The sequence below is a fragment of the Hoeflea ulvae genome (assembly GCF_026619435.1).
Taxonomy (GTDB): domain Bacteria; phylum Pseudomonadota; class Alphaproteobacteria; order Rhizobiales; family Rhizobiaceae; genus Hoeflea; species Hoeflea ulvae.
Window position 1 is genome coordinate 1,847,731 of record NZ_JAOVZQ010000001.1, and the last position, 12,138, is coordinate 1,859,868.

Consider the following 12,138-nt stretch of genomic DNA (forward strand, 5'->3'; position numbering starts at 1 on the left):
GAGGAGTTTACATGAAAAAGTTTATCGCCGCCGGCGTCGTCGCCGCACTGATGTCGGGCGTTGCGCCAGCCAGCGCCGCCACCCAGATCGATTTCTGGCATGCAATGACCGGACGCCTGGGAGAGCTTCTCGACGAGCAGGTCTCCAAGTTCAACGCGTCCCAGTCCGACTATGTCGTGGTCGCCACCAACAAGGGCAACTACTCCGAAACGCTCAATGCCGGCATCGCCGCATTCCGCGCCGGCGAACAGCCTGACGTTCTGCAGGTGTTCGAAGTCGGCACCGCCACCATGATGGGCGCCAAGGGCGCCATCAAGCCGGTCTATGAAGTCATGGCCGAATCAGGCCTGCCGTTCGACCAATCGGTCTATCTTGCAGCCGTGGCCGGTTACTACACCACCACCGAAGGCCAGATGCTGTCGCTGCCCTACAACTCGTCCACACCGGTTCTCTACGTCAACAAGGACGCCTTGACGGCAGCCGGTCTTGATCCGGAGATGGATCTGTCGACCTGGGAGCAGGTCGGAACCGCGCTCGATGCACTGAAGGAATCGGGCAACAAGTGCCCGCTGACCACCGCGTGGCAGAGCTGGGTTCATCTCGAAAACCTCTCCGCCTACCACAATGTTCCCTTTGCTTCGAAAGAGAACGGTTTTGCCGGCGTTGACACCGAGCTGAGCTTCAACGGCGACGTTCAGGTCAAGCACATCGACACGCTCGGCCAGTGGGCCAAGGACGGCAAGTTCATCTATTCGGGCCGTCGCAACGAAGGCGGCGCACCGTTCCGCGCCGGTGAATGCGCTTTGTTCACCGAATCCTCGGCCGGCTATGCCGGTGTGAAGAACGAAGCCACGTTCGACTTCGCCATCCGGCCGCTGCCCTACTGGAGCGATGTCGAAGGCGCCCCGCAAAACACCATCATCGGTGGTGCATCCCTGTGGGTGATGGAAGGCCAGACTTCGGAAGAGTACAAGGGCGTCGCCGCCTTCTTCAACTTCCTGTCGAGCTCCGACATCCAGGCCAAATGGCATCAGGACACCGGTTACCTGCCGATCACCATGGCGGCCTATGAAGCCACCAAGGCCTCCGGCTTCTACGACGAGAACCCCGGCACCGACATCTCGATCATCCAGATGACCGGCAAGGAGCCGACCGGCAACTCCAAGGGACTGCGCCTGGGCAATTTCGACCAGATCCGCGGCATCATCGATGAGGAACTCGAAGGTGTCTGGAACGGCGCGAAATCCGCCAAGGACGCGCTCGACTCGGCCGTCTCCCGCGGTGACGAATTGCTGCGTCGCTTCGAGCAGGCCAACCGCTAACTGCACTGATCCGGCGGCGCCCTTGCGGCTCCGCCGGTTTTCTCTTCCCGGTTGGTGATCCATGGAAAAACGCGTCGTCTTTAACAACCGCTGGCTGCCCTATCTGCTGGTCGCGCCGCAGTTGCTTGTCACCTTCGTGTTCTTCTTCTGGCCGGCAGGCCAGGCGATCTACCAGTCCGCCTTCATCCCCGATCCCTTCGGGCTCAAGACCCAGTTCGTCGGACTTGGCAATTTCGAATATCTCTTCGGCAACCGCTATTATCGCGAATCCTTCCTCACCACCGCGGTCTTCTCCGTGCTGGTGACCGTGTCCTCAATGTCGTTTGCCCTGTGGCTGGCGGTGCTGGCCGATCGCGTCATCAAGGGCTCGAGCGCTTACCGGACCCTGCTGATCTGGCCCTATGCGGTCGCGCCGGCCATTGCCGGGGTGCTGTGGCTGTTCATGTTCAATCCCTTCACCGGCATCATCGCCTGGATGCTGGCCCAGCTCGGCTACACCTGGAACCACACGCTCGATGGCGGCCAGGCCATGGCGCTGGTGGTGGCGGCCTCGGCCTGGAAGCAGATCAGCTACAATTTCCTGTTCTTTCTCGCCGGCCTGCAGGCGATCCCGAAAAGTGTCATCGAGGCCGCGGCGATCGACGGCGCCAGCTTTGCCCGCCGGTTCTGGACCATCATCTTTCCGCTGCTGTCACCGACGACATTCTTCCTGCTGGTGGTCAATGTCATCTACGCCTTCTTCGACACGTTCGGCGTGATCCACACCATCACGCAAGGCGGACCTCAGCAATCCACCACTATCCTTGTCTACAAGGTCTTTGCTGACGGCTTTGTCGGACAGGATCTCGGATCTTCGGCGGCGCAATCGGTGGTTCTGCTGGTGCTGGTCGGCATCCTCACGGTGGTCCAGTTCCGCTTCATTGAAAGACGGGTGCACTACTGATGAGCGGCATGGTCGAAAAACGCGGGATCGGAACCTGGCTCACCCATGCCGGGCTGATCATCGGCATTGCGGTGATCTGCTTTCCGATCTGGATCGCCTTCGTTGCCTCCACCGTCACCCAGGAAGATCTGATCCGGCCGCCGATGCCGCTGCTGCCCGGGCCGCATTTCTTCGACAACTATCTCGAGGCGCTGCTGACCGGTGGCGTAGCACCCGTGTGGCAGATGCTGCTCAACTCGCTGGTCATGGCGCTCGGCATCACCATCGGCAAGATCATCATCTCGCTGCTGTCGGCCTATGCCATCGTCTATTTCAAGTTCCGCTTCCGGATGCTGTTCTTCTGGCTGATCTTCATGACGCTGATGCTCCCGGTCGAGGTCCGCATCGTGCCGACCTATGAGGTGGTCGCCAGCCTCGGTCTGCTCAACTCCTACACCGGCCTGATCCTGCCCCTGATCGCTTCGGCGACCGCGACCTTCCTGTTCCGGCAATTGTTCATGACCATTCCCGACGAGCTGACCGAGGCCGCCCGCGTCGACGGCGCCGGCCCGATCCGCTTTTTCTTCGATATCCTGCTGCCGATGTCGCGCACCAATATCGCAGCCCTCTTCGTCATCCTGTTCATCTATGGCTGGAACCAGTATCTCTGGCCATTGCTGATCACCACCGATCCCTCGATGAACACCGTGATCATGGGCATCAAGCAGATGCTGCCGACCGGCGACCAGACCGTCGAATGGCCGGTGATCATGGCAACCGCCATGCTGGCCATGCTGCCGCCGGTTCTGGTGGTCATCGGCATGCAGAAACTCTTCGTCAAGGGCTTGGTCGAAAGCGAGAAATGAATTCAAATGGCTGAAATCAAACTTGAAGCGATCAAGAAAAGCTACGGACGCACCGAGGTCATTCACGGCATCGACGCCGAGATCCATGATGGCGAATTCATCGTCATCGTCGGCCCTTCGGGCTGCGGCAAGTCCACGCTGCTGCGCATGGTTGCCGGACTTGAAACCATCACCTCGGGCGAGATCCATATCGGCGACCGCGTCGTCAACGATCTGGAACCGCGCGAGCGCGACATCGCCATGGTGTTCCAGAACTATGCGCTCTATCCGCATATGAGCGTCTTCGACAACATGGCCTATGGCCTCAAGATCGCCAATGTGCCGAAAGCCGAGATACTTGCGCGGGTCAATGAGGCCGCACGCATGCTCGAACTCGAGCCCTATCTCGATCGCAAGCCCAGGGCACTCTCCGGCGGCCAGCGCCAGCGCGTCGCCATGGGCCGCGCCATTGTCCGCAAGCCTGCCGTCTTCCTGTTTGACGAACCGCTTTCCAATCTCGACGCCAAGCTGCGCGTGCAGATGCGTCTGGAGATCAAGGCGTTGCAACGCAAACTTGGCGTGACAGCAATGTATGTCACCCACGACCAGGTCGAGGCGATGACCTTGGCCGACCGCATGATCGTCATGAATGCCGGTGTTGCCGAACAGGTTGGCGCGCCGCTGGACGTCTATGCCAATCCGGCCACTTTGTTTGTCGCCGGCTTCATTGGCTCACCGCCGATGAATGTGATCAGCCATGACATCCGGCCAGGCGCCGCCCCGCTTGATCCCGGCGCGGTCATCGGCATAAGGCCCGAACATATCGATCTGGTTGCCCCCGGCGCCGGCCTGATCGATTTCGATGTCGCCTTCTGCGAGCCGCTGGGTGCGGAAACGCTGGTGCACGGCGTCACCGCCGCGGGCGACAAGCTGGTGGTCCGCATTGACGGCGAGACGAATCTCCCCGCCGATGGCACCCGCATCGGTCTGGCAATCGATCCGGCGCGCATTCTCGCCTTTGACGCAACCGGCCGCCGCACCGAACGCTGAGCCTTGTCCCCGGTCTTGCTCAGTCCATATGGGCTGCAGCCGGGGCAGCCACGGCTGCCTTTGGCTTGCGCAGCATCATTGCCAGCGGAATGGCAAACAGCGTCACCATCATCATCAGCTTGAAATCATTGTTGTAGGAAATCATCAGCGCCTGCTGGTTGACCATGCCGTCCAGCATTTGCAACGTCGCCGGATCGCGCGCCGACCCCGGCAGCAGGGCCTGCAACACCGGATTGAACGGCGTGATGAAGCTGCTCAACTCCGCATGATTGATCTGGATGCTGCGGGTCAGATACAGCGTCACCACCGAAATGCCGATGGATGAGCCGAGATTGCGCACCAGGCTGAACAGGCTCGCGGCATCGGTGCGGAAGCGCGCGTCCAGCGTTGCAAAGGCAACTGTCGACAACGGCACGAACACCAGACCCAGTCCCAGTCCCTGGATGACGCCGGTCGAGATCACCGGGAAACTGTCCATCTGCGGCGAAAACCCGGTCATCATGTAGAGCGATGCCGAGGTCAGCAGCAGCCCGGCGATGACCAGGTAGCGCGCATCGACAATGCGCACCAGCCGGCCGACGATCAGCATCGAGATCATCGTGCCAATGCCGCGCGGCGCCATCACCAGTCCGGTGGTGATCGTCGAATAGCCAAAGACCCGCGACAGCATCGGCGGCAGCAGCGCCAGGCTCGCCAGCAGCACGATGCCGACAATGAAGATCAGCACCAGGCCCATGACGAAATTGCGGTCGGCAAAGATCTTGGGATCGACAAAGGGCTCCTTCGCCGTCGCCAGATGCACGGTGAACACCCAGATGCCGGTGATGGCCAATGACAGCTCGATCCAGATTTCCCAGGCCGAGAACCAGTCGACTTCGCCACCGCGGTCGAGCATCAGCTGCAGGGAGCCGACGCCGAGCGAGAGCATGGCAAAGCCGAAGAAATCGAACCGCCGCACCCGTTTGGCAATCTCCGGCAGATAGGCAGCGCAACCCATGAAGGCGATGATGCCGACCGGCAGGTTGATGAAGAACACCCAGCGCCAGTTCAGTGTTTCGGTGAGCCACCCGCCGAGCGTCGGGCCGATAATCGGGCCCACCATGATGCCAGCGCCCCAGATCGCCATGGCCTGGCCGTGGCGCTCTTTCGGGTTGATGTCGAGCAGGAAGGTCTGCGACAGCGGCACGATGGCCGCACCGAACAGGCCTTGCAGGATCCGGAACAGCACCATCGTCTCGAGGCTCGGCGCCAGCCCGCAGGCCATCGATGTGACGGTGAAGCCGACAATGGTGATCAGGAACAATTGCCGCCGTCCGACCCGGTCGGCCAGCCAGCCGGTGACCGGCGTCATGATCGCGGCGGCGACAATGTAGGAGGTCAGCACCCAGGTGATGGTGTCCTGCGAGGCGTCGAGATCGCCGGTCATTGACGGCAACGCCACATTGGCAATCGTCGTGTCGAGCACCTGCATGATGGTCGCAAGCATGATCGAAACCGTAATCAGGCCCCGATGCGGCACAATGTGGCCCCGTTCGTCGGTCGTGCTCATGGTCTTGCTTTCCCGGCGGCGGGTTACTCGGCGGCTCGGGCGCTGCTGAACAGATCGCCGAAACTGCGGCTTGCCCCGGTGTCAACGGTCACCGTGGCGCTGAGGCCGGAGCGGGCCAGGATGTCGGCTTCCGGGTTGTCCAGTTTCACCCGCACCGGTATCCGCTGCGTGACCTTGACCCAGTTGCCGGTGGCGTTCTGTGCCGGCAGCAGCGAGAATTCCGCACCGGTGCCCGCACCGATCGAATCCACACGCGCCTTGAAGGTGCGGTCGGGATAAAGATCAAACACCACTTCGGCCGGCTGATCGGGCCGCATATGCGCCAGTTGCGGTTCCTTGAAATTGGCATCGATCCACGGCTCTGTGGTCTCGACGATGGAAAACAGCGAGGCTCCCGGCGTCACATATTCGCCCGCCCGGAAGGAGGCTGCCTGGTAGACCAGCCCGTCTGCCGGCGCGCGCACCGTGGCGACGGAAAGATTGTAAGCCGCCTTGTCGCGGGTGGCCAGGGCGGCCACCACCATCGGATGGGCGTCGATCTCGCCATCGAGACTGTTGGCCAGCGCCACCTGCGCGGTGGCAACCGCCTGTTTGGCGGCGATCAGTTCCTGATTGGCCTTTTGCGCGGCGTGGCGCGCATCATCCAGCGACGAGGTGGTCGACACGCCCTTGGCGGCGAGCGACTTCTGCCGCTCCAGTGTGTCCTGGAAATAGGCGGCGTCGTCGCTGGCGATCTGCTCTTGGGTCAGCGCCTGGCTGTAGGCCGCCTTCAGCTCGATGACGTTGAGACGGGCGCTTTCCACATCGGCATTGGCCTGGTTGAGCGCGATCTGAAGCGGCGCCGGATCGACCTCGAACAGCACGTCGCCGCGTTTGACCTTGCCGTTTTCCGTCACATTGACGCTGACCACGCGACCGGAAATCTCGCTGGCGATGGTGATCCGCGCCAGCCGCATATTGGCGTTTTCGGTCTCTTCGAACCGGCCGCCATGGATCCAGACATAGGCGCCGGCGCCGATCAGCAGGCACGGCACCAGCAGCATCAGCACGTTGCGGCGGAGTTTCGATGCGCTCCTGGGCTGCGGTGTCGCCCCGGGCGTGGCTTCTGTGTCGGGTGTTGAAGTGCTCATGATGACGCCTGCTTCTCGGTGTGTATCTGTGTCGCGGCCATGTCGTCGGCGGAAAGGTTGTCGACCATGGTGACAAGCCCCGACATCAGCGCCTGGCGCTGGTCTTCATCGACACCCGCCAGCGCCACCTCGAACACGTCACCGGCCACCTTCTTGATGGTCGAATACATTTCGAGGCTCTTGTCGGTGGGGACCACCCGCTTGATCCGGCGGTCGCTCTCATGGGCGCAGCGTTTCACCCAGCCGCCCTGTTCCATCCGGTCGATCAGGCGCGACACGCTGATCGGTTCGATCTCCATCAGTTCCGCAAGCCGCGCCTGGGTCGGATTTTCCTCGCGAACGACGCGAACCAGGAGCCGCCACTGCGCTGAAGACAGCCCGTGTTCCTGGCTGCGCAGCTCGAAACTCTTGCGCAGCAGCCGGCCGGCGTCGTGGATCATAAATCCCAATTGATCGATGGAGGTCTTTGTCATGAGCTTGGTATATAATAAGCATGCTCATTGAACAAGGATATGCCTCGACACTTTTCTGTGTTCGCTGTCCGCGTGCGCCGGACGAACACTGTCGGCAAGCCAATGCGGGCCGCGTAGCTGGGACGCGGCGTTGATTACATGGTGCTGACGGGGGGTAGGTTCAGCCTTGTGTCTGGCGATGTGCCGCGCGCCAGTCCGCAAGCGCTGCGATAACATCCGCGGCTACCGTGGCGGCAATCACCGCGGGCCGTTTGTCGGCGATCTTGCGGCCGATCGGGCAGACCAGCTTTGCCAGCCGGTCCTTGTCGCCGCCTTCGCGGATGAATTGATGCGCGAATGTCGCACGCTTGGTGTCCGAGCCGATCATGCCGATCTGGGCCAGGTCATCGCGCGCCAGCGCGGCCGAAACGATCAGGAAATCCAGCGCATGGTCATGGGTCAGCATGATCACCGCGCTTCCCGGCGCCATGTCCTTGACCAGGCTCTCGGGCAGGGCGGTCAGATGCCGTTCCGCGCCGAGCGGTGTCATCTCCAGCTCATCGGCGCGCGTCTCAACCACATGCACCCTGACCGGCAGCAGCAGCAGCGCATCTGCCAGCGCCCGGCCGACATGACCGCCGCCAAACAGCCAGACGTCGGGGTCGCGCGCATCCTCGGCCCGCACCATTGCTTCGATCTCGCCGAAACGGGCAGGGGGAATGATCTCGAAGGACAGCGTCACATGCCCGCCGCAGCATTGCCCGATCGCAGGTCCCAGCGGCAGCGCCATCGGTGCGGCCTCGGCCCCGGCCAGCACTTCGCGGGCGCGGTCGATGGCTTCCAGCTCCAGCCGTCCGCCACCGATGGTGCCGAAGGCTGCGGTTCTGGAAATCAGCATCCAGGCGTCCTCGTCGCGCGGCGTCGAGCCCTTGGCTTCCAGCACCCGGATCAGCACAAAGCCGCTGTCGCCGGCCGTCGCGGCAAAATTGCTATAGCCGCCAAGCCGCGCCATCAGGCGTCCGCCTCGTCCTCTCCGGACACGTAGGCCTCGGTGACCATCGCCTTCAACCGCTCCACCGCCATCAGCACCCGCTCGGGCGTCGCCGGCGCATCAAGCTGTGGCGAGACCTGGTAATCGGCGATCGAGGCCACCGCCATGCCGAGCGCCTCAAGCACCGAGATCGGCAGCATGAAGGGCGGCTCGCCGACAGCTTTTGAGCGCCGGATGGTCGGCTCCCGGTTCTCGGCCCAGTCCGCCAGCTTCACATTGAAGATCTTCGGCCGGTCCGAAGCCAGCGGGATCTTGTAGGTCGAGGGCGCATGGGTGCGAAGCCGGCCCTTGTCGTCCCACCACAATTCCTCCGTCGTCAGCCAGCCCATGCCCTGCACGAAGGCGCCTTCGATCTGGCCGATGTCGAGCGCCGGATTGAGCGATTTTCCCGCGTCATGCAGCACATCAACCCGGTCGACCTGATATTCGCCGGTCAGCGTGTCGACCGAAACTTCCGACACCGCCGCGCCATAGGCGAAATAATAGAACGGCCGGCCTTTGCCGCTGGCCCGGTCCCAGTGAATGTCGGGCGTCTTGTAGAACCCGGCGGCGGAAAGCTGGACCCGCTCCTGATAGGCGAGCTTGATGAAATCGCCGAACGGCATCAGCTCGTTGCCGACGCGCACATGGTTGGGCTCGAACGCCACCTGGTCTTCGGGAATGTTGAATTTTTCCGCGGCGAAGGCCACCAGCCTTGTCTTGATCTGTTGCGCCGCATTGGCCGCCGCCATGCCGTTGAGATCGGTACCCGACGAGGCGGCCGTGGCCGAGGTGTTGGGCACCTTTCCGGTGGTGGTGGCGGTAATCCGGATGGTGTCGAGATCGACCTGGAATTCCTCGGCCAGAACCTGCGCCACCTTGGTGTTGAGCCCCTGGCCCATCTCGGTGCCGCCATGGTTGAGGTGGATCGAGCCATCCTGGTAGACATGCACCAGCGCGCCGGCCTGATTGTACCAGGTGGCGGTAAACGAGATGCCGAATTTCACCGGCGTCAGCGCGATGCCGCGGCGGACCACCGGGCTGGTTTCATTGAACGCGATGATCCCGGCGCGGCGCGCCTGGTAGTCTGACGAGGTCTCTAATTCCTCGACAACGCGTGCGATGATGTTGTCCTTGACCGTCTGGTGATAGGGGGTGATGTCACGCCCCGGTCCGCCATAGAAATTGGCCTTGCGGATTTCCAGCGGATCGCGTCCCAACGCATAGGCGATCTCTTCAATGATCCGTTCGCCGCCGAGCATGCCCTGCGGACCGCCAAAGCCGCGAAAGGCGGTGTTGGAGACCGTGTTTGTCATCATCGGCTTGGAGACCAGCCGCACATCCTGGTAGAAATAGCAGTTGTCGGCGTGAAACAGTGCCCTGTCCGTCACCGGCCCCGACAGGTCCGACGAGAAGCCGCAGCGCGCCGCAAAAGACGCGTCGAGCGCATGGATCACACCGCTGTCATCATAGCCGACATCGTAATCTACGACGAAGTCATGCCGCTTGCCGGTGATGATCATGTCGTCGTCGCGGTCGGGCCGGATCTTGACCGCACGGTTGAGTTTCTTGGCAGCAATCGCCGCAATCGCCGCGAACTGATTGGACTGGGTTTCCTTGCCACCGAAGCCGCCACCCATGCGCCGGACCTGCACGGTGACCGCGTTCGACACGGTACCCAGCGCATGCGCCACCATGTGCTGCACTTCGCTCGGATGCTGGGTCGAGGACCAGACGGTGACTTCGTCATCCTCGCCGGGAATGGCAAAGGCAATATGGCCTTCGAGATAGAAGTGATCCTGACCGCCAATGCGCATCTCGCCCTGAAGCCGGCGAGGCGAGCCGGCCAGGCCGGCTTCAATATCGCCGCGCTCCAGTTTCAGCGGATCGGTGACCAGTGGGTAATTTGCATCCATGGCGGCGCGCACATCGGTGACATGCGGCAGGTCTTCATAGCAAAAGACCGCCTTCTTGGCGGCGCGGCGGGCTTTCTCGCGGCTTTCGGCAATGACGGCAAAGACCGGCTGGCCGTGAAACAGCACTGTACCGGTAGCCAGAACCGGCTCGTCATTGCGTCCCGACGGCGAAATGTCATTGCTGCCCGGCACATCCGCGGCTGTCAGCACGGCGATCACGCCGTCGGCTGCGCGCACCGCATCAAGATCAAGCGATGTGATCTTGGCATGCGCCCGGTCCGAGAGGCCGAGATAGCCATGCAGCGTGCCTGCCGGTTCGGGCATGTCGTCAATGTAATCGGCGCTGCCGGTGACATGCTTGTGGGCGGAATCATGCTGGCGCGTCGCATGGGCGCCGCCGGAGATTTCGGTTTTGCTGCGAGGGGAGGGTGCGTCCATGATCATGCCTCCGCCATGGCTGGGTGGCGCTCGATGCGGGCAGGTGCGCCGCAAGTCTCGAGAAAGAACCGGATCATCAGGTTCTGCGCCGACAGCATTCGGTACTCGGCACTTGCCCGCCAGTCCGACAGCGGCTGGTAATCCTCGGCCAGCGCCGTGCGCGCCGCCTGGATGGTGTCCCAGTTCCAGGGCTGACCGGTGAGCATCGCTTCGGTTGCGGACGCCCGTTTCGGCGTCCCGGCCATGCCGCCAAAGGCAATCCGTGCCGAGGCCACCATGCCCTCGTCGTCGAGCGTCACATGAAAAGCCGCGCACAGTGCCGAAATGTCCTCGTCGCGGCGCTTGGAGATCTTGTAGGTGGCGAAGAAGACATCGTCTTCGAGTGCCGGCACCGATACGCTTTCGACGAATTCGCCGGGCTGCCGGTCCTGTTTGCCATATTCGATGAAGAAGGCTTCGAGCGGCAGCGTCCGCCGTTCCGCACCCCTGCGCAGGGTTACGGTTGCATTGAGCGCGATCAGTGGCGGCGGCGTGTCGCCGATCGGCGAGCCATTGGCAATATTGCCGCCGACCGTGCCCATATTGCGCACCTGCTCGCCGCCGATCCGGTCCCACAGTTCCGCCAGCTGCGGAAATGCCGCCACCAGCGCGCCGCGCGCGGCGGTGTAGGACACGCCCGCACCCAGCGTCACGCCGGTTTCATCGAGCGAAATCTGCTTGAGCCCCTCGAGGTGCCCGATGAAGATCACCGGCGCGATCTCGCGCATATGCTTGGTCACCCACAGCCCGACATCGGTGGAGCCCGCCACGATCGTCGCCTCCGGATGGGCCGCGTAGAGCTCGGCCAGATCGTCGACATCGGCGGGCAGGAAGGTTGTCCCGCGCTCGCTTTCCACGGTCACCCGGGCGCCATCGGCAAAACCGGTCAGCGCCTCGATGGTGGCGCCATAGGAAGCGACCAGCCGGTCATTGTCCTCGGTCGGGATGGTCTTTGCCGCAGCAATCGCCGCCTTGATGATCGGCTCATAGCCGGTGCAGCGGCACAGATTGCCCTGCAGTGCGCGTTCGATGTCGGATTCCGCTGGTTCCGGATCGGACAGCCACAGCCCGTGCAGCGAAGCCACGATACCGGGCGTGCAGAAGCCGCATTGCGAGCCGTGATTGTCGACCATCGCCTGCTGCACGGCGCTCAGCGTCCCGTCGGGCCGGTTGAGATGTTCCACCGTGACCACATGGCTGGCGTCGAGCGAACCGACAAAGCGGATGCAGGCATTGACTGATTCGTAGCTCAGAATGCCGTTGTCCAAGCGCCCGACCAGCACGGTGCAGGCGCCGCAATCGCCTTCGGCGCACCCTTCCTTGGTCCCGGTCAGACGCCGGTCGATCCTCAGCCAGTCGAGCAGGGTGAGGTCGGGCGCGAAGCCGGAAAGTTCGACCGTCCGGTCGTTGAGCAGGAATCGGATGGAAGTGCGGTGGGCCATGTC

The 12,138-nt window shown here is 62.7% G+C and carries 10 protein-coding genes; 4 read left to right on the top strand and 6 right to left on the bottom strand.

Annotation, left to right across the window (positions count from 1 at the left end; translation table 11 throughout):
* Positions 1-11 precede the first annotated feature (11 nt).
* From ugpB to OEG82_RS08625, 4 genes are all read left to right on the top strand, one after another.
* A complete protein-coding gene (ugpB, locus tag OEG82_RS08610) occupies positions 12-1,322 on the top strand; it encodes a sn-glycerol-3-phosphate ABC transporter substrate-binding protein UgpB (protein WP_267612025.1) in 1,311 nt (436 codons plus the stop codon).
* A gap of 61 nt (positions 1,323-1,383) precedes the next feature.
* Positions 1,384-2,265 (top strand): sn-glycerol-3-phosphate ABC transporter permease UgpA, encoded by an 882-nt coding sequence (ugpA, locus tag OEG82_RS08615; protein ID WP_267612026.1) that lies wholly within the window; start codon positions 1,384-1,386, stop codon positions 2,263-2,265.
* An 8-nt stretch (positions 2,266-2,273) separates the two neighbouring features.
* Positions 2,274-3,110 (top strand): sn-glycerol-3-phosphate ABC transporter permease UgpE, encoded by an 837-nt coding sequence (gene ugpE / locus OEG82_RS08620; RefSeq protein ID WP_267614900.1) that lies wholly within the window; start codon positions 2,274-2,276, stop codon positions 3,108-3,110.
* Between the two features lie 6 nt (positions 3,111-3,116).
* A complete protein-coding gene (locus tag OEG82_RS08625; protein ID WP_267612027.1) occupies positions 3,117-4,139 on the top strand; it encodes a sn-glycerol-3-phosphate import ATP-binding protein UgpC in 1,023 nt (340 codons plus the stop codon).
* Positions 4,140-4,158: 19 nt separating this feature from the next.
* Here the strand turns inward: OEG82_RS08625 and OEG82_RS08630 are convergent, their stop codons facing one another.
* The 6 genes from OEG82_RS08630 to xdhA form a co-directional block, all read right to left on the bottom strand.
* Entirely contained in the window at positions 4,159-5,688 is a 1,530-nt protein-coding gene (locus OEG82_RS08630) for a DHA2 family efflux MFS transporter permease subunit (protein WP_267612028.1), read from the bottom strand.
* Between the two features lie 23 nt (positions 5,689-5,711).
* Positions 5,712-6,818 carry an HlyD family secretion protein gene (locus tag OEG82_RS08635; RefSeq protein ID WP_267612029.1) on the bottom strand — a complete coding sequence of 369 codons (1,107 nt, stop codon included), beginning with the start codon at positions 6,816-6,818 and terminating at the stop codon, positions 5,712-5,714.
* Positions 6,815-7,258 carry a MarR family winged helix-turn-helix transcriptional regulator gene (locus OEG82_RS08640; RefSeq protein ID WP_267612030.1) on the bottom strand — a complete coding sequence of 148 codons (444 nt, stop codon included), beginning with the start codon at positions 7,256-7,258 and terminating at the stop codon, positions 6,815-6,817. Before OEG82_RS08640 ends, OEG82_RS08635 begins: the two co-directional genes overlap by 4 nt.
* Before the next feature lie 193 nt (positions 7,259-7,451).
* Entirely contained in the window at positions 7,452-8,282 is an 831-nt protein-coding gene (gene xdhC / locus OEG82_RS08645; protein WP_267612031.1) for a xanthine dehydrogenase accessory protein XdhC, read from the bottom strand.
* A complete protein-coding gene (gene xdhB, locus OEG82_RS08650; protein ID WP_267612032.1) occupies positions 8,282-10,654 on the bottom strand; it encodes a xanthine dehydrogenase molybdopterin binding subunit in 2,373 nt (790 codons plus the stop codon). Before xdhB ends, xdhC begins: the two co-directional genes overlap by 1 nt.
* 2 nt (positions 10,655-10,656) lie before the next feature.
* Positions 10,657-12,135 (bottom strand): xanthine dehydrogenase small subunit, encoded by a 1,479-nt coding sequence (gene xdhA / locus OEG82_RS08655; protein WP_267612033.1) that lies wholly within the window; start codon positions 12,133-12,135, stop codon positions 10,657-10,659.
* Between the last annotated feature and the right edge of the window lie 3 nt (positions 12,136-12,138).